Genomic DNA, 26307 nt, shown 5'->3' with positions numbered 1-26307 from the left:
ATAAAACGCTTGAAAAATCGACAGTCGCCACGTATTCGACCGGTTGACCCGCTCATTGCCGCAGTATCTGTACTCAATCTCTTCCAATGCCAGTGATTTTGCGGCTATTTGCTGCATGTTCAGCACTTTTCCGCCGTATTGACTTGCCTCGGTCATCGTGCTTTTTTTGAACCAATTACCAATTGGAGTGAACCAATGAGCGACGGGAACCGCGTTAATAAAACGGAAAATTCACATTATGCACTCGAGCGATTGCGCGAACTCCTGCGCGTGAGCGCGTTGGAGCCCGACGGCAAACTGCCGACAGAACGGGCGCTCTCCGAGCTGTGGGGCGTGGGCCGACGCGAGGTACGGCGCGCGCTGGAGGTGGTGGAAGCGGAAGGGCTGATCTGGCGTAAGCAGGGCGCGGGCACGTTTCTCGGGCAAAAGCCGGACCAATGGGGCACCCATGCAGCCAACCTGATTGAAGGAACCAATTTCATGGAAATCATGGAGGTGCGGCTGCGTATTGAACCGCAGCTGGCGCAATTGGCCGCGCTGCGCGCCAAGCCGTCGGACATCGTACGTATGCGGGCGCTGCGCGACAAAATCTATGAGCGTACCGACGCCGACTGGCGCGAACTGTGGGATGGCTCCTTGCATCGACTGATTGCGCAAAGTGCAGGCAACCAGCTGTTCCTGTCGTTGTTCGATGTGGTGAACCGCGTGCGGCAGTACCCGGCCTGGCAGGCGCTCCGCGCGCTGGCCCGTAGCCACAATGCGTCGCTCACCGACTCGCACAGCGACCACACGGAAATCATTGACGCGATTGCCGCCCACGACCCGGTGAGGGCGGGCGAGGCCATGCGCCAACATCTGCTGAGGCTGGAGGAGCGGCTGATTCGCCACACCTCGTTGGGCCACTATGCCCCGGCCGATGCTGACGCCGATGTGCTCCGCCGCTAACGGTTTTCAGTAGGCCAGCGCCGTCTGACCTGCCTTTCATTGCGCCGAATCCCGGCGATGATTATCGACCAGAGGAAACATGACATGAACCGACTTATCAAACAGACCGGACTCTTGCTGGCCGGTGCGGTGATGGCGACGACGGCGCAGGCGGTGGAGTTACGCATCGGCCTGCAGGACGATCCGGACGTACTGGACCCGGCTCAGTCCCGCACGTTTGTCGGCCGCATTATTTACACCAGCCTGTGCGATCGGCTGGTGGACGTCGACAATCGTTTGTCGATTATTCCTCAGCTGGCGACGCAGTGGACGTGGGGCGACGGCGGTAAAACGTTGACGATGGATCTGCGCAAGGGCGTGGTGTTCCATGACGGGACGCCGTTTAACGCGGAAGCGGTGGTATACAACATTCATCGCTACATGACGATGCCGGAGTCCCGTCGCAAGAGCGAACTGGCCTCTGTGGCCAGCGTCGAAGCGAACGGGGACTATCAGGTGAAATTCACGCTGAAAAGCCCGGACGCCAGCCTGCTGGCCCAGCTGTCTGACCGCGCCGGCATGATGATCTCCCCGACGGCGGGCAAGCGTCTGGGGGCGAACTTCGGCTCGGACCCAGTGTGCTCCGGCGCGTTCAAGTTCGTGCAGCGCGTTCAGCAGGACCGCATCGTGCTGGAGAAGTTTCCCCGCTATTGGAATGCCGACAACATTTTTATCGATAAGGTCACCTTCCTCCCCATTCCGGACACGACCGTACGCTTAGCTAACCTGCAGTCCGGCGAGCTGGATCTGGCCGAGCGCATCTCGGCGTCGGACGTGGCCGCCGTGCAGCAGAACCCGAAGCTGAACTACGGCAAAGTCATCGGGCCGGGCTACATGGCGCTGTACGTCAACATCGGCAACGGGCCGGAGGCGAACAATCCGTTCGGCAAAGACAAGCGTCTGCGTCAGGCCTTCTCGCTGTCCCTCGACCGTGAGGCGATCAATCAGGTGGTCTTTGAAGGCACCGCGCTGGCCGGGAATCAGCCGTGGCCCTCCAGCAGCCCGTGGTACAACCAGAGCCTGCCGGTGCCGGCGCGAGACGTCGCCAAGGCCAAAGCGCTGATGAAGGCGGCGGGCTACGAGAAATTTGATATCGAACTCCAGCACGCCAACAACACGACGCAGACCCAGATGATGCAGGTGATCCAGTCAATGGCGGCCGAGGCCGGTTTCAACGTCAAACTGAAAGCCACCGAATTCGCCACGCTGCTGTCCGAGCAGACGGCGGGGAACTACGTCTTGTCGCGCTCCGACTGGTCGGGCCGCGCCGATCCGGACGGCAACATCCACCAGTTTGTGACCTGCAAAGGCGGTATCAACGACACCAAATACTGCAATCCGGCTGTGGACAAGCTGCTGAACGAAGCGCGCGAATCCACGGATAACGCGGTACGCAAAGCCCGCTACGACGCCGCGACCCAGATTTTGGATGACGATCTGCCGCTGATCTATCTCGGCCATCAGGCCTATTTGTATGCCTACTCCAAAAAGGTCGCCGGATTTACGCCGTCGGCCGACGGAATGATCCGTCTGACGGGCGTCAAAAAAAGCGACTAATCCGGCGTGTGTTCGTCGGGAGCAGAGCGGCCCCTTGGCGAACCCGGTCGAAGCACTCACTGAATAAGGAAACGCGCCAATGTACATCTATATCGGCAAGCGCCTGCTGGTGGCGATACCGACGCTCCTGATTATCTCCATTTTCGTTTTTTCGCTGCAAAAGCTGCTGCCGGGCGATCCGATCCTGGCGATGGCGGGGGAAGAGCGCGATCCTGCGGTGATGGAGCTGCTGCGTGAAAAATACCGCATGAACGACCCGGTGGTGTATCAGTACTTCTACTGGCTTGGGGACGTGGCGCAAGGCGATTTTGGCGTGTCGCTGCGCACCAATCAGCCGGTACTCGAACTGATCGGCGAAAAACTGCCGGTCACCCTGCAACTGGCGGTGATGGCGATGTTCTTCGCACTGATCATCGGTGTGCCGATCGGCATTCTGGCGGCGGTGAAGCAGAACACGACGCTGGATTATCTGGCTAACGTGGTCGCGCTCTCGGGGCTGTCGATCCCCAACTTCTGGCTCGGCATCATGCTGATTCTGCTGGTGTCCGTGCAGCTGGGCTGGCTGCCTGCCTCGGGCTATGAATCGTTGTTTTCCGACCCGCTGCGCTCGCTGCAAACGACCCTTATGCCTGCTTTTGTGCTCGGCACCGCGCTGGCGGCCACGCTGATGCGGCACACGCGATCGGCGATGCTGTCGGTCATGAAAGCGGACTATATCCGCACGGCGCGCGCCAAAGGGTTGTCCAACCGCGAGGTGGTGCTAAGCCATGCTTTTCGCAACGCGCTGTCGCCCATCATTACGCTGACGGCCCTGTTGTTCGGCGAACTGCTGGCGGGCGCGGTGCTGACCGAACAAATCTTCACCATTCCCGGCTTCGGGAAGCTGATCGTCGATGCGGTGTTCAACCGTGATTACGCGGTGGTGCAGGGCGTGGTCCTATGCACGGCGGTCGGCTTTATCGTCATGAACCTGCTGGCGGACGTCGCCGCCATGCTGTTGAATCCGCGAATGAGGAGCGCGCTATGAGCCTGACTGAACCTATCGTCGTCGCGCCGCAGGCTGCTGCCGGCAACCGCGCCTGGAAGAAGATGAAGCGCAATCGCAGTTCGATCGCCGGTCTGATCATCATCGTTTTTTTTGCGCTCTTGGCGGTGCTGGCGCCGCTGTTGCCGTTGGCGGATCCGCTGGCGACCAGCTGGAGCGCGATTCGTAAAGCGCCGTCGGCCGCGCACTGGTTGGGGACGGACGACATTGGGCGCGACGTGCTGTCGCGGATGGTCTGGGGTGCGCAGGCCTCGCTGATGGCGGGGGTAATCTCCGTCGCTATCGCCGTGTTGACCGGCGTGCCTTTTGGACTGATCTCCGGCTATTTCGGCGGCTGGGTCGATCAGGTGATTTCCCGCGTGACCGAAGCGTTTCTGGCGATGCCTTTCCTGATCATGGCGATTGCGCTGGCGGCCTTTCTCGGCCCGAGCCTGACCAATGCGATGATCGCCATCGGCTTGTCCGCGATGCCGATTTTTATTCGGCTCACGCGTTCGCAGGTGCTGGCGGTCAAAACCGAAGACTACATCGAAGGCGCGCGCTCTATCGGACTGGGCCACGGCGATATCCTGTTGCGCTACGTCCTGCCGAATATCCTGCCGCCGATTATCGTACAGGCGACGCTGACGGTGGCGACCGCGATTATCGCGGAAGCCAGTCTGTCTTTTCTCGGTCTCGGTCAACAGGCGCCCGCGCCTAGCTGGGGCTCGATGCTGAACGTCGCCAAAAACTTCCTGACTCAGGCGCCCTGGATGGCGATGTGGCCGGGGGCCGCCATTTTTCTGGTGGTGATTGGCTTTAACCTGCTGGGCGACGGCTTGCGTGATGCGCTCGACCCGCGTGAAAACTCATAACAGAAGGAAAGCGTCATGAATGCATTCACCACGCGTCCGGAGATTTTAGGCACCTTCGGCGTGGTCACCTCGACCCACTGGATCGCCTCCGCCGTTGGCATGAGCATATTGGAAAAGGGCGGCAACGCCTTTGACGCGGCCGTGGCGACCGGCTTTGTCTTGCAGGTGGTCGAGCCGCATCTGAACGGCCCCGGCGGCGACATGCCCGCCGTGATTTATTCGCGTAAAAAAGACAAGGTAGAGGTGATCTGCGCGCAGGGCACCGCGCCAGCGGCGGCGACGCTTGAGCACTATACCGCCGAAGGGCTCGACCTGATCCCCGGCGACGGTCTGCTGGCGACGGTGATCCCCGGCTCGTTCGACGGCTGGATGCTGATGCTGCGCGACTACGGCACGATGACCGTGCGCGAGGTACTGGAACCGGCCATTGGTTATCTGGAGAACGGTCATCCGCTGTTGCCGAGAGTGGCGGCGACCATCAGCGATCTGGCTGAGTTCTTCCGCACGGAGTGGCCGACGTCGTACGCCACGTGGCTGCCCGGCGGCACCGCGCCTGCCGCGCTGTCGAACTTCACCAACCCCGTCCTGGCCGAAACCTGGAAACGCATTATCCGGGAGTCCGAAGCCCGACCGGGGCGCGAGGCGGGTATCGATGCGGCGAGAGATGCCTTTTACCGCGGTTTTGTCGCCGAGGCTATCGCGGACTATCTGCAAACGGCCGAGGTGATGGACGCCAGCGGCCATCGCCATAAAGGCGTGCTGACCGCCGACGATATGGCGAACTGGCAGGCGACGATCGAAGCGCCCACCACGTATGACTACCACGGTTGGACCGTCGCCAAAACCGGGCCGTGGGGGCAGGGACCGGTGCTGTTACAGTCGCTGGCGCTGCTGAAAGGCATCGACATCGCCGCGATGGATCCGGCGGGTCCGGAATTCGTTCATACGGTCGTGGAGGCGATGAAGCTGGCGTATGCGGACCGCGAAGTCTATTACGGCGACCCCAATTTCGCCTCTGTGCCGATGCAGACCCTGCTGTCCGACGGCTATAACGAGGGGCGTCGCCAGCTGATCGCCGCCGAGGCCTCGCTGGCGTTGCGGCCGGGGTGCCTGCCGGGGTACACCCAACAGTACGATCTGACGCTGGACATGCTCGCCGCTCAGCGCGGCGTGGGCGCCGTGTATGAACCGACCATGTCGCACCTGACCGAAAAACGGGGAGACACGGTGCATATCGACGTCATCGATCGCGAGGGCAATATGGTGTCGGTCACGCCGTCCGGCGGCTGGCTGCAATCTTCGCCGGTCATTCCGGGTCTGGGCTTCTGTCTGAACTCCCGCGCGCAGATGTTCTGGTTAAAACCGGGCCTGCCGACATCGTTGGCGCCCGGCAAGCGCCCGCGCACCACGCTCACGCCGTCGATTGCCCTGTATGAGGGGCGGCCGACGCTGTCGTTTGGTACGCCGGGCGGCGACCAGCAGGATCAGTGGCAGCTGGCGTTTTTCCTACGCTATGCCCATTACGGATTGAACCTGCAGCAGGCGATCGACCTGCCGCTGTTCCATACCGCGCATTTCCCCGGCTCGTTCTATCCGCGCACCCGCCAGCCGGGTCACGTAATGATTGAAAGCAGCATCGGCGACGCCGCGCTGTCCGCACTCAGGCGCGCGGACACGACATCGTGGCGTCCGATCCCTGGACGATTGGCCGCTTGACGGCCGCGCGTCGGGACGAAGATGGACTGCTGCGCGCCGCCGCTACGCCACGGCTGATGCAGGCGTATGCGATAGGCCGGTGATCAATGCCGCCCTGCGGTGTTGAACACCGCAGCTATTCAGGTCAAGACGGGAGGTGAAGACCACCGCCCGTCACGGGGAAAACTGAATCATGAATGAGCCAAAACCGCCGCGGGAATGCGTCCTTTCCGTGCAGAATCTCACTACGTCGTTTCGCGTGGACGGCGAATGGAAAACCGTCGTGCGCGGGATGTCCTTCGAGGTCCGAGCCGGTGAAACGGTCGCCGTCGTCGGCGAGAGCGGCTCCGGCAAAAGCGTGACCTCGCTGTCGGTGATGCGCCTGCTCGATCCACGTTCCAGCCGTATCGAAGGCCGTATTATGCTGAACGGGAAAGATATCCTGTCGCTCCCGGAGAAGGCGATGCGCGAGGTGCGCGGCAACGACGCCGCGATGATTTTTCAGGAACCGATGACGTCGCTCAATCCGGTGTTCACCATTGGGCGGCAAATTTCGGAGGTGCTGCGGCAGCATAAGGGGTTAGGCAAGGCGGCCGCGCGGGAAGAGACGCTGCGGCTGCTGGACAAGGTGCGCATTCCTAATCCCTCCGCCCGGTTCGACGACTACCCGCATCAGTTCTCCGGCGGTATGCGCCAGCGCGTGATGATTGCGATGGCGCTGGCCTCGAAGCCCAGGCTGTTGATTGCCGATGAGCCGACGACCGCGCTTGACGTTACCATTCAGGGTCAGATTCTGGATCTGATTAAAACCTTGCAGGAAGAAGAGGGAATGGCGGTGCTGTTCATCACGCACGATATGGGGGTGGTGGCGGAGATCGCCGACCGGACGCTGGTGATGTTTCGCGGGGAACAGGTGGAAACGGGCGATACCGCCGACGTCTTCCGTCACGGCAAACATCCCTACACGCGGGCGTTGCTCGCCGCAGTGCCGACTCTGGGGTCGATGGACGGGCAGCCGTGGCCGCTGCGTTTCCCGCGCATCGACATGCACAGCGGCGACGTCATCCCCGCGGGTAACGTGGCCAACACGGTGCAAAGCGGCAAGACGCCGGTGCTGTCCGTAAAAAATCTGGTCACGCGATTCGATCTTCGCTCCGGTTTGCTGGGGCGTTCGAGCGGCGCGGTGCATGCGGTGGAGAATGTCTCGTTCGACCTGTTTCAGGGCGAGACGCTGGCGCTGGTGGGCGAGTCCGGCTGCGGCAAGTCGACCACCGGGCGCTCCATCATTCGGCTGATTGAACCGCACAGCGGTGAGGTTCAGCTGGACGGATACGATGTGCTGAATCTTGACGTCGTTGGTTTGCGCACGATGCGCCGCAGTGCGCAGATGATTTTCCAGGATCCGTTTTCCAGCCTCAATCCGCGCATGACGGTGGGGGCGGCCGTCGCCGAGCCAATGATTAAACACCGGCTGGCCTCGCCGTCCGAGGCGCGGCAGAAGGTCGCCGAACTGCTGGACCGGGTGGGGCTGTCGCCGTCCATGATGGATCGCTTCCCGCACGAGTTTTCCGGTGGGCAGCGTCAGCGGGTGGCGATTGCCCGGGCGCTGGCGTTGAACCCCAAGGTGATCATCGCGGACGAAAGCGTCTCGGCGCTGGATGTGTCGATCAAGGCACAGGTGTGCAATCTGCTGCTCGATTTGCAGGCGCAGTTCAACATCGCGTTCCTGTTTATCTCTCACGATATGGCGGTGGTGGAGCGCGTCAGTCACCGGGTGGCGGTGATGCGTCTGGGCGAAATCGTCGAGATCGGCCCGCGCGAGGCGATCTTCGCCCGTCCCCAGCATCCCTATACGCAAAAGCTGATGGCGGCGGTGCCGGTGCCTGATCCCGCGCGGCGTGGTATGCGGCGTAATGCGGCCATCGAGGAGTTGAAAAGCCCGGTACGTCCTTTGGGCTATGTGCCGCCGCTGCGAGTGTATACCGAGGTTGGCCCCGGCCATCAGGTGATGGTGTCCGATGCTCCGTGACGCGTGGGTGAAAGCGTGAAAGGGCACCGTCGCTCGTCAGACGGCGGCCCGCGCGTGGGGTAGCCGTCTTGGCGATAACGCACGGTGGCGGGCGAACGAGGCGGGTTGCATCAATAAAAAAGGCCCGGTGAGGGGCCTTTGTGCTTGCCGCTTTGCAGCGGCGAAGGTGATCATCGCTAACAATTGATTACTTACGGCCGAGTAAAAATCCCAGCACAATCCCGGTCGCGGCAGCAATGGCGACGCCTGCCATCGGGTTGGATTTAACCTGGCTTTTAACAACATCAGCCGCATCGCGTGCGGCATAGCTGGCCTGGGAGGCATATTTTTTAGCCGCCCCTTTGAACTGATGCTCGTGTGAGTCAGTGGCCTCGCCGAAAGTTTCCTGAGCAGCGCCAGCCGCTTCGTTTACTTTATCTTCTGCTTTTCCGAACATACCAGCTCCTTAGCTAATGGCTAAATGTCTACCTAAGCGTAGCAAAGGCTGGCGGAAATGCTGGCTGGGAAAGGTCTTAATTAACATTTATCACGGTTTCGATGCGGGTCAATCAGACCCGCTCATCGGCGTTGCAGGAAATCACCGGGTCCGGCAGGGATGGTGCACGGTTGACGGAGACATTTTCAACACGCAGGGTCAACCATACTTGGCCTGGCGCCAGGTATGGGGAATATCCGGGAAATTATTTTGCTGCCAAACGGCATGTTGCCAATACTCTCGGGCGATTTCTTCCGCCAGTTGCTTATGTTCGTTGAGACTCATATGGAGGATGTCATCGACGCGTCGTCGCCGCTGACGCAGATAGCCAATGATACAACGGTAGCCGTCAATATCCGCGAGCGTGTCACGGTATTCGGGATTCGCCCATAATTGCACCATTTCCTCCAGCAGCGACTTCAGCCCGCCGTCTGGGTAAAACATCTCCCATACGCGTTTTGTGGCGCGTTTCAGAAAAACGTCGGCGGAAGGCATGGGTATCGGCTCGAAAGACCAGGTATAACTCTGGCCCCAAGTTGTGTGTTTGACCATCTCCTGCAATATGGATACCGACCCTCCCTCAAGGATAATCAGCGGATGTGTCGCGGAATAATGGTCAGTCAGTTGATGAAGCTGCTCGACGGCTTGTTGCGCGGAGATGATGTTTTGTGAAATCGGCCGTGAGTTCAGATAAACGCGCTTTGTGCCGCGCAATTCCTGTTCTGAAGGGCGTCCGCTGCCCATCGCTACATCAGGCAACATTGTATACGATCCAGAACCAACACAGGCGCGCCGGTGCGTTCCGCCAATGCCACCGATCTCGCTGTTTTTCCGGTACTCGTCGGTCCCCAAATAAGGTGCAATCTCGTGCTCATCGTGTATTCCTCACTCATGATAGTTAGCACAGCAGGTGTGCTGATAACGATTAATGACTTGTTTAACGTGATTGAGCGCACCCGGTTTCCAGTTATCCGAAATAGAGAGGCAACTTTTATAACTCTTTTCGTGAATAGAAATAGGCGGTTCTCTGTTGCTATCGAGGGTATTTCCCTCGATTTTCATCGGGGATGAAATAATACGGTCAATAATTAATACGTGAATAAGGTGACGCTTGAACTCATTCATTCTGTGCGTTTTTTCGGTGGGAGAGAGGGGGGCTGATTGAGTTTTATGGGGAAAGATCAAAACGACATCGTGGGGTTCAAGATCATCGACGGGGCCATGATAATTAATGAGTAACCGTCGGTTGCCTGTTGATGATGTCAATATAGATGGGGGCGGCTCATCAGAGAGAAACAGAGTGGATAAATAATAATTTATGGATGTAAATGAAATATCTTCGAAACTCAATAACTCCATAACTGCTATTAATTCAAAATCGTTCGGATTGTTGATCGTGCTTGAATAACCTACAGGCGCTAACGTTTCCATAGAGTAGATGCAATCCTTTAAGGCAATAATGACTCACTGTATTAATCGATATCTATCTCATTACGCAGGTCACTGAGCAAGATAGACAATGGGCCGTTCTCCACACCTATTAATCAATAGGGAAGCGAAGTAGGCCAATAGAACAATGAAACTCGCACCGCTATGTTTTCCAACATCCGGTTGACGAGGCCCTTTGCCCGTTCTTGTGGCATCTCTGATCGTCCAGCCTATTCCTTGCTGCTTCGTGATCGGTGAATCACATGGAGTCCTCCCTGTTAGCGTCATGCATAAATGTTTAGTTTTATTAAACATATCAGGTCTTGACGAGCGATTCTATGTCTATACTCATTAGAAATTGTTATCTTCGGTATCCCAATCTAAGGAGTAAATAATGGACGTCACCAATGAAATCAGACCGTTTAAGACCATATCATGGGGCAGCATTATCGGGGGGTGGTCACGGTGCTCGCCGTTTCCATGTTGTTGTCGACGTTAGGCACCAGCATGGGATTCGCGATTGTCGATCCCAACGCCGAAAATCCTGCTAATGGCGCGGGTATGGCCTTTGGTCTGTGGACCGCCGTTTCTATCGTCATCAGCCTGTTGGCTGGGGCTTTCGTCGCGGGGCGTCTGGCGGGTAATGACGGTATGATCCACGGTTTTCTGGTGTGGGCCACATCGCTGATTGTGGCGGCGATTCTGGGCACGATGCTGGTCGGGTCTGCCGTGCGCACCGCTGGAAACATGCTGGGCTCTATCGCCTCTGCCTCCGGCTCAGTGATTTCCGGCGCGGGCGATATGCTGGGTAAGGGTGCGTCAGGTCTGGGCGAAATGGGGAAATCCGCCTTCGATCAGTTCACCATCAACACGGATGTACAGAGCGATAAAGTGCAGGACAATGTTGCCGATGCGCTGAAAAAATCCAACATCCCGACGCTGCAGCCGGATTATCTGAAACAGCAGATGATGGAAGCCAAAAGTGATATCACTCAGGCGGTGAAACAGCTGGCTACGACCTCAAACAACAGCGATGCCGTGATTCAGGGTCTGACCGATAAACTGAAAGCGCGCGCAGACGCCATTTCCAAAGGCATCAACCGCGACGATCTGAAAAAAGCGCTGACCGAGAATACCTCGATGACGCCGCAGGAAGTGGATAAAACCATCGACAACATGATTCAGGCTCGCGATAAAGCGGCGCAGGAAGTGGACAAACGTCTGAGCCAGGCGCAGGACCAGATCAATCATGCCAAACAACAGTATGCTGAGTTCAAACAGCAGGCAGCAGACAAGGCTGCGCAGGCGGCCAGTATGATGGCTAAAGCCGCGCTGTGGTCTTTCTTCGCGCTGCTGGTTGGTGCGATTGTCAGCGTTCTGGGTGGTCTGTGGGGCGTCAAAACTAACCTCAAATATTCCGCTCGTGCCTAAGACACGCGGGGAAGAGTAAAGGAAAGGCAAGGCAAGGCTCTCATTCTGTGTCTGTCCCTCTGCTCGCGCGGTTTCATTAAACGGGTATTATGGTAGGCAAAACCCATTGCCATCATCCCTGAAGGAGAAAGCGTGCGAGCAGCGATGAAAGAGAAAATTATCAGGACCTGTGAGGCCAAAATCACTACAAAAGGCAGCCATGTAGGGCTGTCTTTTTATGCGTTTTTTGCCAATAAGAATGATGATCCCGAACAACTCATGGAAGTTGCACACTGGTGGATTATGGAGATGAAGTTGGATCACTTCGAAAAGGCGGAAAAGATAAAATCGCTCGTCTCGGCCTTAGCGTCGGACTCGGGTGAAGTCAAGCGCCGGGGGAGCTGAGAGGGTGTGCGACCTATACTGAGATAGCCAGCTGAGACGTTTTTCTGTCGGCACGGTCATTCAACCGCTGCGATCCCCTAAATCGGTGAGTTAGCATAAGACCTGCACTAGCCACAAAGGCCCCAAAGGGCCTTTAATGTAATCGGTCAGGCGTCCGTTTCGTCTCGAATATCCGTCGATGGCCCGTTTTTCTGCACCGATTCAATCCCTTTCTTCGCACCTTGCTTAGACGCGTACATCTCACTGGTCGCGATAGTTTCGCCGTTAGAAGCAACCAGCTTGAAGTAGTAAGGCTGCTCGGTTTGCTTTGCGCTTTTCTTGATAACGAAATGACCCATTCATCCTCCTAAAAGTGTTCAGTGATATAGACCACTACTAACTATTGTTTGATTAGCTGCTTTTATCAATATTGATGGCCATTGTTTAGTGAAAATGATGTTTTTGGGGTGAGTTTATCAGCGGGGTTGGTTTTTCGCCTTTCACCTCCATATCTGTTTAAGCGCCAGGTCCGGGTGATGTGACCCGCGACGTGGGTCTGACCACAGGCGCCGCACATGGATCGTGGCACCGGCGAAGTGCGTGAGGATTTCGACCGTTGCCCACGCTTACCGTGGCCCGTTAACCATCCCGAAAAGGGACTGTGTCTAAGGGGGCCTGAGTAAACTGGCCTTCGATATACCGGCAGTTGGCATATTAACGCCGTGCGACTATGGTTACCTTGACTATCCTCGAATGGAGAGAGCGAATGGGATTTTGGAGAATTGTTTTCACGATTATTTTACCCCCGCTGGGTGTGCTATTAGGCAAAGGGCTGGGCGGGGCCTTTATCATCAATATTATCCTGACGCTGCTGGGGTATATCCCAGGCCTGATTCATGCTTTTTGGGTTCAGACGAAATCGGATGCGTAAGTGTTAAGTCCCTTAACGGCAGCATAATTCACCGGATGTGGCGTCGATGGCGCCACGTTCGCTTTTAGGCAGGCGGGTGCCTGCTACTTCCCTTTCGGTGATAAGGATTGTTGCCGTCTTCGCCACTATTTCCCCTTACTTTGATGCTTTCTCCCTCAGGGTGAGTGCGCGCTTTTTCGTCCACGGTGTCGCCGCCGCGTCAGTGAATGTAATGTTTTGTCTATTATCACTTTAACGAGGGTCTAAAACCTGTACCGGTGTTTTTTACTGTGGTTAACTTTGCGAGTTTTTCCCCTTTGTCGGGTCAGAGAGGCGTTATGGCGAATACCCAAGAGATGTCGGATACCTATCGCTTCCGGGCGCTATTGTTAGTCAATCAAAAGGCCCGCAATGGCGATACTTCGATCGACGCGATTGCGCAATGGCTGCGTGATAAGCACATCGACCCCGTCATCCCGAAAATGGACAAGCACAGCCGTTACTGGGATGTCATCCGCACCCATGCCGGTCATGTGGATATGGTGATTGTCGGCGGCGGAGACGGGACCCTGAATTCGACGGCGAACGCGCTGATGGAAACCGGTTTACCGCTCGGCATTCTGCCGTTGGGCACGGCGAACGATCTGGCGAGAACGCTGGGCATCCCCCGTGATATCAAACAGGCTATCGAGATCATCGCCCGCGGCGCCGTGCGCGCTATCGATTTGGGCGAAGTCAACGGCCACCCTTTCTTCAATGTCTCCAGCATCGGCTTTTCGGCCGCGATGGCGCGCGGTCTGTCGGCCAAATCGAAAAAACGCTGGGGAACGGTCGGCTATGCGCTGGCGGCTATCCGGCTGTTGAAACAGAGTCGGCCGTTCACCGTGGAAATTGACCACGACGGTCAGCGCGAACGAGTCAAAACGGTGCAGGTTTCCGTGGGGAACGGGCGTTTTTACGGCGGCGGAATGACGGTGGAGCAGAGTGCTAAACCGGATGATGGGCTGTTCGACGTGTACAGCCTTGAAATCGATCACTGGTGGGAGATGATTGCGCTGATCCCGTTCCTGCGTCGCGGGACTCACGGCCGCTGGCGCAAAGTTCGCGCCTTTTCCACCACGGCGCTGACGTTGCAGACGTCGCGTCCTCACGATATCAACGCCGATGGTGAGATCATCGGCACCACGCCCGCCAGATTCCGTATCCGCCGGAGCGCGGTGCGGGTTTTCGCGCCGGAGCCAACGTCAACTCCCACCCCCGCGGCCGCGAAGTGACGCACAACGCATAAAAACAGGGACTGCCGCCGAACGGGAGCCCCTGATAGAGGTAAGGCGGGCGTCGGTTAGCCGTGCAGACGGCGGGTGATGTCCGCGACCCGGGCGCCATACAGCTTGGCGGTTTCCAAATCGCCCGTCGGGATGGCGTCCGCCCCGGCATCCGCAGGGGACTGGACCAACACGCCGACGGAGCCGCCGAGGTTGTTGATGTCTCTGCGCGTCGATGCCTGGGTATTGGCGGGCAGCAGTCCCAGACTGACCCAGATACCGCCATGTTGCGCGGCCAGGGTTTGCAGATAGATGAGGGTGACCTGCTTGTCCCCGTTCAGGCTGGCGCTATTGGTGATGCCGCCAAACACTTTGTCCTGCCAGCCGCGCTCAGCCCAGACTTTGGACGACGCGTCCGCAAATTTCTTGAACTGCCAGGCGACCGAACCCATGTAAGTGGGGGAGCCGAAAATAATGCCGTCGGCATTGGCCAGCGTCTGCCAGTCCGCTTCTTCAATGTCCCCGTTGTTGTCGATGGGAATCAATGTCGCTCCGGCGCTTTCCGCCACCACTTCCGCAACCTGCTTGGTGTGACCGTAGCCGGAAAAATAAACCACAGCGATCTTACTCATGTGTATGCCTCTCTGTTTCAATGATTTGGAATCAGAACGCGCACAGGTCTTGTATACGCAGGGTGTTCAAAATGAACTTATTGATACTAGTCCCCCCTCAGGGACAACACAATCGATGGGTGTTTGCCCCCGGCGTGCGGCGATTCGCGGGAGAACAGTGAACATTGTCGAGTCGAAAAAGGTCGCGGGCCTGAACGCCCGCGACGCGCAGATCCGTTATTTGAAGATACGGAAACGTTGGTCATCCGGGATGAAGGTTTTGTCGCCCGCAGGTTGTTCAATCGCGCCGAACGGCATCTCGGCACGCAGTTTCCAGCTTTCCGGCAGGGACCAGGTCGCTTTGATATCGTCATCAATCAGCGGGTTATAATGTTGCAGCGATGCGCCGATGTGTTCCTGCGCCAGCGCCGACCATACGGCAAATTGCGCGATGCCGGTCGAGTGTTCCGACCAGACCGGGAAGTTATCCGCATAAGTGGCGAATTTCTTCTGCAACTCCTTCACCACCTCTGTGTCTTCGAAAAACAAGACGGTACCGGCACCGGCGGCAAAGGAGGCCAGTTTTTTCTCGGTCGGTTCGAAGGATTCGGTAGGCACGATCTTTTGCAGCTGCCGTCGGGTGATGTCCCACACCTTGCGATGCTGCTCGCCAAACAGAATCACCACTCGAGAGGTCTGCGAGTTAAAGGCGGATGGGCTGAGTTTGACGGCGTCCATGATGAGGTGCGTGACCTGATCTTCTGACAAGGGCAGCGTATGGCCGAGAGCATAAATGGAGCGGCGGGCCTTGATGGCCTCAAGAAATGCATTACTCATAGGTAGATCCTCTCTGCAAGGGACAAGTTCCCTTAATCTCTCTGGTGTCGCTGAATCTCGGCTTCAATGTGGGTCAGCGGCGGTGGGATAGATACCTGACTAAGGATAGAAGATGTGCGCGGCTTATGTGGGGGCCGACGGCGAAATTTTACGGTTCCGTGGGGGATGACGGTGACGTGCCACAGACTTCGCAGGCCGGATCTTTGGGCAAGGCCAGTTCGCGGAACTGCATCGTCATGGCATCCACCATCAGCATCTTTCCGGCGTGGACGGTGCCAAAATGGGTCAGCAGCTTCAGGGTTTCCATCGCCTGAAGTGAACCGATGATGCCGACCAGCGGGGCCATCACGCCGCTTTCCACACAGGTCGGCGCGTTGTCGCCGAATAACCGACTGAGACAACGATAACAGGGCGCGTCCGGCTGGTAGGTAAATACGCTGAGCTGTCCTTCCATACGAATGGCTGCGCCGGAGACGAGCGGTTTTTTCAGCCCGAAACAGAGCTTATTCAGCTGGTGGCGGGCGGCCAGATTGTCGGTGCAGTCCACGACGACATCCTGTGCGGCGATACGCTCCTGTAGCGAGAGGTCATCCAATAGGGCCTCCACCGGCGTTACCGTGATATGCGGGTTAACACGGCGCAGTTCGACGGCGGCGGACGCGACTTTCGGCAAGCCGAGGCGGTCGTCGCGATGCAGGATCTGGCGTTGCAGATTCGACAGCGAGACGGTATCGAAGTCCAGCAGCGTGAGATGACCCACGCCCGCGGCGGCCAGATACTGCGCCGCCGCGCAGCCCAAACCGCCGAGACCGACGATCAGCACGCGTGCGTCTTTTAGCGTCTCCTGCCCGTCGAAGTCGAAGTCTCGCAGGACAATCTGCCGGTTATAGCGCAGCGCTTCGGCATCCGTCAGCGTCGCCATCACAGGTCTCCCAACAGACGGCTGAACGGTTCGATCTCCACCCATTCGCCAGCGGCGACAGAGCCGCGCTCGGCGTCGAGCACGATGAAGCAGTTGCCCTGACTAAACGAGCTGAACACATGCGACCCCTGATGACCGGTGCTGCGCACCTCAATGTCGCCGTCCGCGTTGCGTGAGAAAATACCGCGCTGGAAATCGAGACGTCCGGGCGTTTTTTTCAGTGGGGTCGCGGTTTTCACCCGCATACGGGCAGGCAATCGCCACTGCGAATAGCCGGACAACTTCGCCAGCAGCGGCTGCACCAGCTGATAAAACGTCACGGCGGCGGAGACCGGATTCCCCGGCAGACCGCAGAACCAGGCGTGGGGGAGCTTGCCGAAGGCAAACGGCTTGCCCGGTTTAATCGCCAGCTTCCAGAAATGGATGTCGCCTAGCTCATCCAGCATCGACTTGGTGTAGTCGGCTTCCCCGACGGAGACGCCGCCGCTGCTAATAACGACGTCCGCGCAGGCATCGGCTTCGGTAAAGGCCTGACGCAGCGCCGCCGGGTCGTCAGGGATAATCCCGAGATCGACCACCTCATAGCCTAACTCTTCCAGCATCAATCGGACCGCAAAGCGGTTGGTGTCGTAGATCTGCCCCGGCTGCAGCGGCTGCCCCACGGGCTGTAGCTCGTCACCGGTCGAAAACACGGCGACGCGCAGACGACGATAGGCGTTTACCTCCGCGATCCCCAGCGAGGCCAACAGCGGTAGCTCGGCCGTACCGAGCCGCGTCCCGGCTTTCAGAACGGACTCCTGCTCGCGAATATCTTCACCGGCACGGCGAATATTTTGCCCCGGCTCAATCGGGTGTAAAAACTGAACGCCAGCTGCGGAGACCGTCGTGTGCTCCTGCATGACCACCGCCGTCGCTTCGGCTGGGAGGGGCGCGCCGGTCATAATGCGAATACAGCTGCCCGCGGGCCAGGTGCCCTCGAACGGCGCGCCAGCGAATGCTTTGCCCGCCAGCGGCAGCGGGTGGCTGACGTCTTCATCGCCGCGCACGGCGTAGCCGTCCATCGCGGAGTTATCAAACGGGGGCACATTAATGGGGGAGGTCAGCGGCGTCGCTGTGATGCGGCCAGCGGCCTGATAAATCGATACCGTTTCGGTATCCGCAATCGGTGCGATCTGCGCCAGCATTTGCTGCAACGCCTGATCGAGAGAAAGAAGGCCGGATGTGCTCATGAATGCTCCACAAAGGGGTCCGCCGCAGGCTGGCTCGCAGGCGAAAACAGGGTTCCTATGCCATCATTATGTCAGAGAACGCCTAAGGGGAGAACGTCGAACGTGGGCGACAAGCGTGCGCCACCTGGCAAGTTGAAAAGGTGAACAAGGGTGTTTTTTTGACCTTATAGCGCGAGATTATGTGTAGTAACTTTTTGTTATAAAAGATCTTTTTATCAACTCGCCGATGGATTTGTTCTTTACATTGACGCCAGCGCTAAATATAGTCGAAACCCGATGAGGATCCCGTAACTACAGCGGCGGGAAGCGAGTTTTATGGGAGATTCACCGTACATGACCCTGTCGTCTCAGATAGACCGATTACCGACCTCCGGGGCAGGCAGCGCACGGACGCTGCCCCCACACCGCGTACTCGACGTTCGCGGACTGGGCGTCAATTTTATGCAGCATCAGAACCGGATTGATGCGGTTCAAGACTTATCCTTCACCGTCGATCGCGGCGAAACGCTGGCGATCGTCGGAGAATCCGGCTCCGGCAAGTCGGTCACCTCACTGGCGCTGATGCGTCTCATTGAGCAGGCGGGCGGCGCGTTTTCCAGCGGCGAATTGCTCTTCCGCCGTCGCGGTGGTGAGGTCGTCGATCTCCGTCACCTTTCATCTTCCCAGATGCGCCATATTCGCGGCGCAGATATGGCGATGATCTTTCAGGAACCGATGACGTCTCTGAATCCGGTCTTTCCCGTGGGCGAACAGATCGCCGAATCGGTGCGACTGCATCAGGGGCTGGATCACGCCAGCGCCCGACGCGAGGCGCTGCATATGCTGGAACGGGTGCGGATCCCCGAAGCCGCCAATGTCATGAAGCGTTTTCCGCATCAGCTCTCCGGCGGTATGCGCCAGCGTGTGATGATCGCGATGGCGCTCTCTTGTCGTCCGAAGCTGCTGATCGCGGATGAACCGACGACGGCGCTGGACGTGACGATTCAGGCGCAAATTCTACAGTTGATTCGTACGCTGCAGCGCGAGATGGAGATGGGGGTGATCTTCATCACTCACGATATGGGCGTGGTGGCTGAAATGGCGGACCGGGTGCTGGTGATGCACCGCGGCGTCTGCGTGGAGTCCGGCGCCGTCGATGCACTGTTCTCCGCGCCGCAAGAGCCGTATACGCAGGCGCTGCTGGCCGCGGTCCCGAGGCTGGGGGCCATGAGCGGGCAGCCTTTTCCTCTGCCTTTCGTGTTGCCGGGTCAACCGCAGGATGTCGACGCGGTGCCACAGAACACCATTCCCGTTGGCGCATCACCAGTCTTGCAGGTTGAAAATCTGGTGACGCGTTTTCCGCTTCGTTCAGGCATCTTGAACCGGATCACCCGTCAGGTGCATGCCGTGGAGCACGTCAGCTTCGACCTCTACCCGGGCGAGACGCTGGCGCTGGTCGGCGAGTCCGGCTGCGGTAAATCAACCACCGGTCGCTCACTGCTGCGGCTGGTCGACAGTCAGGATGGTGTGATCACCTTTAATGGGCGACGGATTAATCAACTGAAAGGGGCCACGCTGCAGCATCTGCGGCGGGACATTCAGTTTATATTCCAGGATCCTTATGCGTCGCTGGACCCGCGCCAGACGGTGGGGTATTCCATTATGGAGCCGCTGTTGGTGCACAAGGTCGCTGGACGGGCGGAGGCGGAACAACGCGCCGCCGCGCTGCTGGAGCGTGTGGGCCTGTTGCCAGAGCACGCGCAGCGCTATCCGCATGAGTTTTCCGGCGGTCAGCGGCAGCGTATCTGCATCGCAAGGGCGCTGGCGCTCAATCCCAAGGTGGTAATCGCCGATGAGTCCGTCTCGGCGCTGGACGTCTCCATTCAGGCGCAAATCGTCAATTTGATGTTGGATATTCAGCGTGAATTCGGCACCGCATTTTTGTTTATTTCCCACGACATGGCGGTGGTAGAGCGCATCAGCCATCGTGTCGCGGTGATGTACATGGGACAGATTGTCGAGATTGGCACGCGACGCGACGTATTCGAAAACCCGCAGCACCCCTACACACGCAAGCTGATGGCGGCGGTGCCCAGTCCCGATCCTTCCCGGCGTCATCAGGATCTGGCGCTACCGGTTGACGAAATACCCAGCCCGATCCGGGCATTGGGCGATGAGCCCGCGACTGCTCCGCTGGTGCAGGTGGGAGAGCGACACTTCGTCGCCCGCCACCGCATCGCCGGCGCCTACTGATAGGGAACACAAGGAGAATGCACAACATGAAAACAGTTAAGACGCCTCACTGGCTGTTGGCCGTGGGCATCGCGGCTTCGATGACCGCAGCGCCGGTATGGGCGGCGAAGGATGCGGTGATCGCCGTCGCCTCCAACTTCACGACGCTCGATCCTTATGACGCTAACGACACGCTGTCTCAGACGGTGGCTAAATCGTTCTATCAGGGCTGTTCGGCTTTGATAAGGACATGAAGCTGACGAACGTGCTGGCGGAAAGCTACCAGGCCAGCCCCGACGGCACCGTGTATACCATCAAATTACGGCCGGGCGTGAAATTCCACGACGGCACCGATTTCAACGCTGAAGCGGTGAAAATCAACTTCGATCGCGCCAGCAACCCGAACAACCACCTCAAGCGTTACAACCTGTTTAAGTCTATCGCCAGCACGGAGGTGGTCGATCCGCTGACGGTGAAAATTACGTTGAAAACGCCGTTCTCCGCGTTCGTCAACAATCTGGCGCATCCGGCGGCGGTCATCATCTCACCGGCGGCGCTGAAACAGTACGGCAAAGAGATCGGCTTCCACCCGGTCGGAACAGGGCCTTATCGCTTTGTGACCTGGAATCAGACCGACTTTGTGAAGGTGGAAAAATTCGCCGGTTACTGGCAGTCCGGCCTGCCTAAGTTGGACAGCATCACCTGGCGTCCGATCGTCGATAACAATACGCGCGCGGCGCTGTTGAAGACCGGCGAGGCGCAGTTCGCTTATCCGATCCCATTCGAGCAGGCCAAGCTGCTGGAAAACGACAAGGCTATCTCGCTGGTGGCGTCGCCGTCGATCCTGCATCGCTACATCAGCTTCAATGTGACGCAGAAGCCGTTCGACAACCCGAAGGTCCGTCAGGCGATCAACTACGCCATCAACAAGGATGCGCTCATTAAGGTCGCGTTCTCGGGCTACGCGGTGCCGTCCGAAGGTCCGCTGCCCGCCGGTATTGACTACGCGGTGCAGTACAAGCCGTGGCCGTACGATCCGGCCAAAGCGCGCGAGTTGCTCAAAGAAGCCGGTTATCCGAACGGTTTCACCACCACGTTATGGTCTTCACATAACCACAGCACAGCGCAGAAAGTGTTGCAGTTCACCCAGCAGCAGCTGGCGCAGGTAGGCATCAAGGTGCAGGTAACGGCGATGGACGCCGGACAGCGCGCTGCTGAAGTCGAAGGCAAAGGCGTGAAGGAGAGCGGGGTAAGAATGTTCTATACCGGCTGGTCCGCTTCCACTGGTGAAGCCGACTGGGCGCTAAGCCGCTGTTCTCGACCGCCGCCTGGCCTCCCGCGCAGTTTAATACGGCGTTCTACAGCAATCCGGCGGTGGACGCCGATCTGGCGAATGCGTTGAAAACGACGGATCGCGCCGAGAAGCAAAAACTCTACGCCGATGCACAGGACAAAATTTGGGCGGATGCGCCCTGGGCGTTCCTGGTGACGGAAAAACTGGTGTCAGCCAATAGCAAGAAACTGACCGGCTTCTACATGATGCCGGACACGTCGTTCAGCTTTGATAATGCCGACCTGACTGAGTAACCAACCTGAGCCGCCGGCTTCCGTCCGGCGGCTTTTCCGTCCGGCGTATGGGCCGGTCGGCGAAATACCGTATGTGGAAAGGCGTCAATGCTGAATTATTTTCTCAAACGTTTACTGGGACTGATCCCAACCTTATTCATCGTCATGGTGCTGGTGTTCCTGTTTGTTCACCTGCTGCCGGGCGATCCCGCGCGTCTGGTGGCCGGACAAGATGCGGATGCCGAAGTGGTGCAGATGGTACGTCAGGAGCTGGGGCTAGACCGGCCGCTACCGCAGCAGTTTTTGCATTTCATGGGGAATGTCTTGCAGGGCGATTTTGGCCATTCAATGGTCTCCAAACGGCCGGTGACCGAAGAGATCGCCACTCGTTTCATGCCCACGTTTTGGCTGACGGTATGCAGCATGGTCTGGGCCACGCTGTTTGGCATGAGCATGGGGATCGTTTCGGCCGTGTGGCGCAACCGCTGGCCGGATCGGGTCGGCATGACGCTGGCGGTGTCGGGCCTCTCTTTTCCTGCCTTCGCGCTGGGTATGCTGCTAATGCAGGTTTTTTCGGTGCAATTGGGCTGGTTGCCGACCGTTGGGGCCGACAGCTGGCGGCACTATATTCTGCCGTCCATCACGCTGGGTGCGGCGGTGGCGGCGGTGATGGCCCGCTTTAGCCGCGCGTCTTTCGTCGAGGTGATGCAGGAAGACTATATGCGCACCGCCCGCGCCAAAGGGGTGAGGGAGTCGCTGGTCATCGTTAAGCACGGGCTGCGCAATGCGCTGATCCCGGTGGTGACGATGATGGGGTTGCAGTTCGGCTTCTTGCTGGGCGGCTCTATTGTGGTGGAAAAAGTGTTCAACTGGCCGGGGCTGGGCCGCTTGCTCGTGGACGCCGTGGAAATGCGCGATTACCCCGTGATTCAGGCGGAGGTGCTGCTGTTTTCGCTGGAGTTTATTCTCATCAATCTGTTGGTGGATATGTTGTATGCGGCCATCAATCCGTCTATTCGTTATCAGTGAGGAACACGATGAAAAACTGGCGACGTAATGCCGCGATGGCGGCGATGCCGACGGCGACGGCGCGGACAAATCGGACGCCGCTGCGGGAGTTCTGGCGGCGCTTCTGCCAACAGCGGGTCGCGCTGGTCGCGGGCCTGTTTGTCGTGCTGCTGGTGCTGGTGGCGGTATTTGCCCCGTATCTGGCGCCTTTCGACGCGGAAAACTACTTCGACTACGACCGCCTGAATGAGGGGCCGTCGGCGCTGCACTGGCTGGGCGTGGATTCGTTGGGGCGGGATATTTTCAGCCGCATCCTGCTGGGCGCGCGGATATCGTTGGTTTCCGGCGTGTGTTCCGTTTTGATTGGTATGGCGATCGGCACGGCGCTGGGGCTCTTGGCTGGCTACTACGAAGGGATGTGGGACCGCATCATTATGCGTATCTGCGACGTGTTGTTCGCGTTTCCGGGGATCCTGCTGGCGATTGCCGTCGTGGCGATTATGGGCAGCGGCATGGCCAACGTGGTGGTGGCGGTAGCGATTTTCAGCATTCCGGCCTTTGCCCGTCTGGTCCGCAGTAACACGCTGGTATTGAAACATCAGACATTTATTGAATCGGCGCGCAGCATTGGGGCATCCGACTGGACCATCGTGCTGCGCCATATTCTGCCTGGCACCGTGTCATCCATCGTGGTGTATTTCACCATGCGCATCGGGATGTCGATTATCACCGCCGCAAGCCTGTCGTTTCTGGGGCTGGGCGCGCAGCCGCCGATGCCGGAGTGGGGCGCGATGCTCAACGAGGCGCGTTCGGATATGGTATTGGCGCCGCACGTGGCGATTTTCCCCAGCCTGGCGATCTTTCTGACGGTGCTGGCTTTCAACCTGTTGGGCGATGGACTGCGCGATGCGCTGGATCACAAGCTCAAGTCCTAGTCGTCTTTTCACCGGTCTGCCTCAGACTGGCTCGTAGGAAAACAAAAACGCCGCGTCGAACAGGACGCGGCGTTTTTCATACATAAAGTCCGCGCGGCGAAGGCGACGCGGACGGACGACATCAGAACGAGGTACGTTTGTAGGTACGGTACTGCGGCTGCCAGAAGTTGTGCTCGATCGCCTTGATCAGCGCTTCTTCAGAGGTGACTTCCGCGACGCCATCTTCTTGCGCCATTTTGGCGACTTCCAGCGCAATGTGGTGCGACACTTCCTGAATTTTCTCGATCTCTGGCAGCAGGCCGCCTTTACCGTCGTTCGCCAGCGGCGAACAGTCGGCCAGCGCGCGACTGGCCGCCATCAGCATACCGTCGGTGATGCGACGCGCGCCGCAGGCCAGTACGCCCAGACCGATCCCTGGGAAGATATAGGAGTTGTTGCACTGGGCAATCGGGTAAATCTCGCCTTTATGCGTCACCGGCGCGAACGGGCTACCGGTCGCAACCAGCGCGGTGCCGTCGGTCCAGTTAAAGATATCTTCCGGACGCGCTTCCACGCGTGACGTCGGGTTAGACAGCGGCATGATGATAGGACGGGCGCAGTTGCTGTTCATTTCACGGATGATCTCTTCCGTAAACAGACCCGGCTGGCCGGAGACGCCGATGAGCACGGTCGGCTTGGCGTTCTGCATCACTTCCAGCAGAGAAATGGCATCGCTGCTGACGTCCCAATGCGCGATTCTCTCGCTCTTCTGTACCAGCGGGCTTTGGAAGTTAAGCAGGTTCGGCAGTTTGTCGGTCAGCAGACCGAAACGGTCGACCATGAAGACGCGAGAGCGGGCTTCTTCATCGGTCAGTCCTTCGGCCACCATCTGGGCGATGATCTGTTCGGCGATACCACACCCGGCGGAACCGGCCCCGAGGAAGGCGACGGTCTGGTCACGCAGCTGGCTGCCGGCGGCGCGGCTGGCGGCAATCAGGCTGCCCAGCGCCACGGCGGCGGTGCCCTGAATGTCGTCGTTAAAGCTACAGATTTCGTCGCGATAGCGGTTCAGCAGCGGCATGGCATTGCCCTGCGCGAAGTCTTCGAATTGCAGCAGAACGTTCGGCCAGCGGCGTTTTACCGCCTGAATGAATTCGTCCACAAAGGCGTAGTATTCGTCGCCGGAAATGCGCGGGTGACGCCAGCCCATGTACAGCGGGTCGTTCAGCAGCTGCTGGTTGTTGGTTCCGGCGTCCAATACCACCGGCAGGGTGTAAGCCGGGCTGATGCCGCCGCAGGCGGTGTACAGCGACAGCTTGCCGATAGGAATGCCCATACCGCCGATGCCCTGATCGCCGAGGCCCAGAATACGCTCGCCGTCGGTCACCACGATGACTTTGACGTTTTGTTTGGTGGCGTTCTGGAGCATATCGTCGATGTGTTCACGGTTCGGGTAGGAGATGAACAGGCCGCGCGCGCGACGATAGATATCGGAGAAGTGTTCGCAAGCTTCGCCGACGGTCGGGGTATAGATGATGGGCATCATTTCGCTCAGATGCCCTTGCAGCAGTCGGTAGAACAGGGTTTCGTTGGTATCCTGAATATTGCGCAGATACACGTGTTTTTCGATATCGTTCTTGAAACCTTCATATTGGCGCCAGGCGCGTTCGGCCTGTTCCTCTATGGTTTCAACCGCTTCCGGCAGCAGACCGGTCAGGTTGAAGTGCGATCGCTCTTCTTCGGTGAAGGCGCTGCCTTTGTTCAGTAACGGAAATTCGAGAAGGATAGGGCCAGCATAAGGTATGTAGAGGGGGCGTTTGCTTTCGTATTCTAATTCCATGACTTTTAGCTCTTTTTTTTAGGGGTAACAGAAATGGGTTCTGGTGCAGCTACGAAACGAAGTGTCTTTAAAATCTTAAAGAACCCAGTGAATATGTACAGGCAATGTTAATTAAAATAATTACATATGGCTTGCATTCAACTAAAAAGTGAGCAAGCTCACACCCTGTTTGGCATTGGGCAACAATCACGCAATAACAACGTACCGTAAATCAACATCTCCCAATGCCCCCAGCATCGACTGTGTCGCGCTCCATTGACTGATGACGGCCTGCTTCTGCTCGACCAGCACCGCATGCCGTAAATCGCTGATTTTTTCCCCTGACAGATTCATCAGATTCAGCGCCGCCTGTAGCGGCGGGAGGCTGGGGTTGAAGGCCGCATTTTCCGCGTAGCAGCCGGTGTAAATCGCCCCGGAGTGAGTTTGCAAGGCGACGCCGCTATAGGCTTCGGTATAGGGCGCGTGACTCCGATTGGCCGCCGCCAGCGCGGCCTGCACCAACGTATCCTCGCTGTAGACTCTCAACCCATGATGAACCTGGTCCATCAGCAGCGTGGCGACATTCAGATCGCGCGGGCCGAAGGCGTCGGGCAGATAATGGGAGAGGGACTGAGGCGTGCGTTCGGGCAAGCTGATAGTGAGCGTCGTCGCCGAGTTCAGTTCGTTGATGAACTGGCGACAGTGCCCGCAGGGTGAATAGTTGACGGTCAGCGTACGCAGCGCGCGTTCATGACGCAGCCAGGCATGAGTGATGGCGCTTTGCTCCGCATGCACGCTTTGTTGCAAGGGCAGGCCGGGGAACTCCATGTTGGCGCCGAAGTAGAGGTTGCCGCTGGCGCCCTGAGCGACCGCACCGACCTGAAAATGCGAGATGGGCGCATGGGCGCAGGCCGCTGCCAGCGGAAGCAGCATCAGCGCGAGCTGAGCCTCATCGACCTGACCGGCGAGACAAAGGCGTCCAACGTCAGCGGCAGACAGCCAGGCGGCGAAATCTCCCCGATTGAGTATTGGGGTGAGTACCGCCTTTATTGCCTCGGGCAGCGGGTTGAGTGCGGCGTGAAACCGTGATTGCATTGACGTCCCCCTTTTCATTGTTCTTTTTTCAAGCATAGCGGACAGCCGAAGTTGAATCG

General features: G+C 58.3%; 22 protein-coding genes and 2 pseudogenes. 14 read left to right on the top strand and 10 right to left on the bottom strand.

Annotated features, from left to right (window positions below; translation table 11 throughout):
* Positions 1-195 precede the first annotated feature (195 nt).
* From AU509_RS09635 to AU509_RS09610, 6 genes are all read left to right on the top strand, one after another.
* Positions 196-945 (top strand): FadR/GntR family transcriptional regulator, encoded by a 750-nt coding sequence (locus AU509_RS09635; protein ID WP_085651534.1) that lies wholly within the window; start codon positions 196-198, stop codon positions 943-945.
* Positions 946-1029: 84 nt separating this feature from the next.
* On the top strand, positions 1030-2541 hold the full coding sequence (locus AU509_RS09630) for an ABC transporter substrate-binding protein (RefSeq protein ID WP_094118222.1): 1512 nt from the start codon (positions 1030-1032) through the stop codon (positions 2539-2541).
* A gap of 79 nt (positions 2542-2620) precedes the next feature.
* Positions 2621-3568, top strand: coding sequence for an ABC transporter permease (locus tag AU509_RS09625; protein WP_085651536.1), 948 nt, complete (start codon positions 2621-2623; stop codon positions 3566-3568).
* Positions 3565-4440, top strand: coding sequence for an ABC transporter permease (locus AU509_RS09620; RefSeq protein WP_085651537.1), 876 nt, complete (start codon positions 3565-3567; stop codon positions 4438-4440). Before AU509_RS09625 ends, AU509_RS09620 begins: the two co-directional genes overlap by 4 nt.
* A 15-nt stretch (positions 4441-4455) precedes the next feature.
* The gene (locus tag AU509_RS09615) at positions 4456-6156 is read left to right on the top strand and encodes a gamma-glutamyltransferase family protein (protein ID WP_217809660.1); all 1701 of its coding nucleotides are present in this window, start codon (positions 4456-4458) and stop codon (positions 6154-6156) included.
* Positions 6157-6328: 172 nt separating this feature from the next.
* A complete protein-coding gene (locus AU509_RS09610; RefSeq protein WP_094118221.1) occupies positions 6329-8164 on the top strand; it encodes an ABC transporter ATP-binding protein in 1836 nt (611 codons plus the stop codon).
* Between the two features lie 187 nt (positions 8165-8351).
* On the opposite strand, the gene AU509_RS09605 is transcribed toward AU509_RS09610, so the two are convergent.
* The 3 genes and pseudogenes from AU509_RS09605 to AU509_RS17960 form a co-directional block, all read right to left on the bottom strand.
* Positions 8352-8600, bottom strand: coding sequence for a DUF883 family protein (locus tag AU509_RS09605; RefSeq protein ID WP_026740600.1), 249 nt, complete (start codon positions 8598-8600; stop codon positions 8352-8354).
* Positions 8601-8798: 198 nt separating this feature from the next.
* A pseudogene (locus AU509_RS09600) lies at positions 8799-9514 on the bottom strand (isopentenyl transferase family protein).
* 10 nt (positions 9515-9524) lie between these two features.
* Complete coding sequence (locus AU509_RS17960; RefSeq protein WP_139824037.1) at positions 9525-10070, bottom strand: hypothetical protein; 546 nt, start codon at positions 10068-10070, stop codon at positions 9525-9527.
* 432 nt (positions 10071-10502) lie between these two features.
* Here AU509_RS17960 and AU509_RS09590 point away from each other — a divergent pair, with 432 nt between their 5' ends.
* Together AU509_RS09590 and AU509_RS09585 are read left to right on the top strand one after the other, a co-directional pair.
* Entirely contained in the window at positions 10503-11498 is a 996-nt protein-coding gene (locus tag AU509_RS09590; RefSeq protein WP_254901551.1) for a TIGR04086 family membrane protein, read from the top strand.
* 132 nt (positions 11499-11630) lie between these two features.
* Positions 11631-11882, top strand: a complete 252-nt coding sequence (locus AU509_RS09585; RefSeq protein WP_094118218.1) for a DUF6500 family protein — start codon at positions 11631-11633, stop codon at positions 11880-11882.
* A 146-nt stretch (positions 11883-12028) separates the two neighbouring features.
* On the opposite strand, the gene AU509_RS09580 is transcribed toward AU509_RS09585, so the two are convergent.
* Positions 12029-12220, bottom strand: a complete 192-nt coding sequence (locus AU509_RS09580) for a YegP family protein (protein WP_085651543.1) — start codon at positions 12218-12220, stop codon at positions 12029-12031.
* A gap of 407 nt (positions 12221-12627) precedes the next feature.
* Here AU509_RS09580 and AU509_RS09575 point away from each other — a divergent pair, with 407 nt between their 5' ends.
* Both AU509_RS09575 and AU509_RS09570 read left to right on the top strand, forming a co-directional pair.
* The gene (locus tag AU509_RS09575) at positions 12628-12792 is read left to right on the top strand and encodes a YqaE/Pmp3 family membrane protein (protein ID WP_036153227.1); all 165 of its coding nucleotides are present in this window, start codon (positions 12628-12630) and stop codon (positions 12790-12792) included.
* Between the two features lie 317 nt (positions 12793-13109).
* Complete coding sequence (locus AU509_RS09570; protein WP_244200963.1) at positions 13110-14045, top strand: lipid kinase; 936 nt, start codon at positions 13110-13112, stop codon at positions 14043-14045.
* Between the two features lie 68 nt (positions 14046-14113).
* Here the strand turns inward: AU509_RS09570 and AU509_RS09565 are convergent, their stop codons facing one another.
* The 4 genes from AU509_RS09565 to moeA form a co-directional block, all read right to left on the bottom strand.
* Positions 14114-14668 (bottom strand): flavodoxin family protein, encoded by a 555-nt coding sequence (locus tag AU509_RS09565; protein WP_094118217.1) that lies wholly within the window; start codon positions 14666-14668, stop codon positions 14114-14116.
* Positions 14669-14884: 216 nt separating this feature from the next.
* Positions 14885-15484 carry a nitroreductase family protein gene (locus AU509_RS09560; RefSeq protein WP_085651545.1) on the bottom strand — a complete coding sequence of 200 codons (600 nt, stop codon included), beginning with the start codon at positions 15482-15484 and terminating at the stop codon, positions 14885-14887.
* Positions 15485-15632: 148 nt separating this feature from the next.
* The gene (gene moeB, locus AU509_RS09555) at positions 15633-16409 is read right to left on the bottom strand and encodes a molybdopterin-synthase adenylyltransferase MoeB (RefSeq protein WP_085651546.1); all 777 of its coding nucleotides are present in this window, start codon (positions 16407-16409) and stop codon (positions 15633-15635) included.
* A complete protein-coding gene (moeA, locus tag AU509_RS09550; protein ID WP_094118216.1) occupies positions 16406-17635 on the bottom strand; it encodes a molybdopterin molybdotransferase MoeA in 1230 nt (409 codons plus the stop codon). The genes moeB and moeA overlap by 4 nt, the downstream gene beginning before the upstream one ends.
* 333 nt (positions 17636-17968) lie before the next feature.
* Here moeA and AU509_RS09545 point away from each other — a divergent pair, with 333 nt between their 5' ends.
* The 4 genes and pseudogenes from AU509_RS09545 (at position 17969) to gsiD (ending at position 23355) form a co-directional block, all read left to right on the top strand.
* The gene (locus tag AU509_RS09545) at positions 17969-19867 is read left to right on the top strand and encodes a dipeptide ABC transporter ATP-binding protein (protein ID WP_085651548.1); all 1899 of its coding nucleotides are present in this window, start codon (positions 17969-17971) and stop codon (positions 19865-19867) included.
* Positions 19868-19893: 26 nt separating this feature from the next.
* Positions 19894-21433 (top strand): annotated as a pseudogene (gene gsiB, locus AU509_RS09540) (glutathione ABC transporter substrate-binding protein GsiB).
* Positions 21434-21520: 87 nt separating this feature from the next.
* Positions 21521-22441 carry a glutathione ABC transporter permease GsiC gene (gene gsiC / locus AU509_RS09535; RefSeq protein ID WP_085651550.1) on the top strand — a complete coding sequence of 307 codons (921 nt, stop codon included), beginning with the start codon at positions 21521-21523 and terminating at the stop codon, positions 22439-22441.
* 8 nt (positions 22442-22449) lie between these two features.
* Complete coding sequence (gsiD, locus tag AU509_RS09530) at positions 22450-23355, top strand: glutathione ABC transporter permease GsiD (protein ID WP_085651551.1); 906 nt, start codon at positions 22450-22452, stop codon at positions 23353-23355.
* 121 nt (positions 23356-23476) lie between these two features.
* Here the strand turns inward: gsiD and AU509_RS09525 are convergent, their stop codons facing one another.
* Positions 23477-25174: an NAD-dependent malic enzyme gene (locus tag AU509_RS09525; RefSeq protein ID WP_094118215.1), complete on the bottom strand. Its 1698-nt coding sequence runs from the start codon at positions 25172-25174 to the stop codon at positions 23477-23479.
* A gap of 186 nt (positions 25175-25360) precedes the next feature.
* Positions 25361-26248: a cytidine deaminase gene (gene cdd / locus AU509_RS09520; protein ID WP_085651553.1), complete on the bottom strand. Its 888-nt coding sequence runs from the start codon at positions 26246-26248 to the stop codon at positions 25361-25363.
* Positions 26249-26307: the final 59 nt, after the last annotated feature.

The organism is Lonsdalea britannica, assembly GCF_002111595.1.
Taxonomy (GTDB): domain Bacteria; phylum Pseudomonadota; class Gammaproteobacteria; order Enterobacterales; family Enterobacteriaceae; genus Lonsdalea; species Lonsdalea britannica.
Note: the sequence above shows the minus strand (reverse complement) of the source record. Positions and strands in the feature narration are given on the sequence as shown.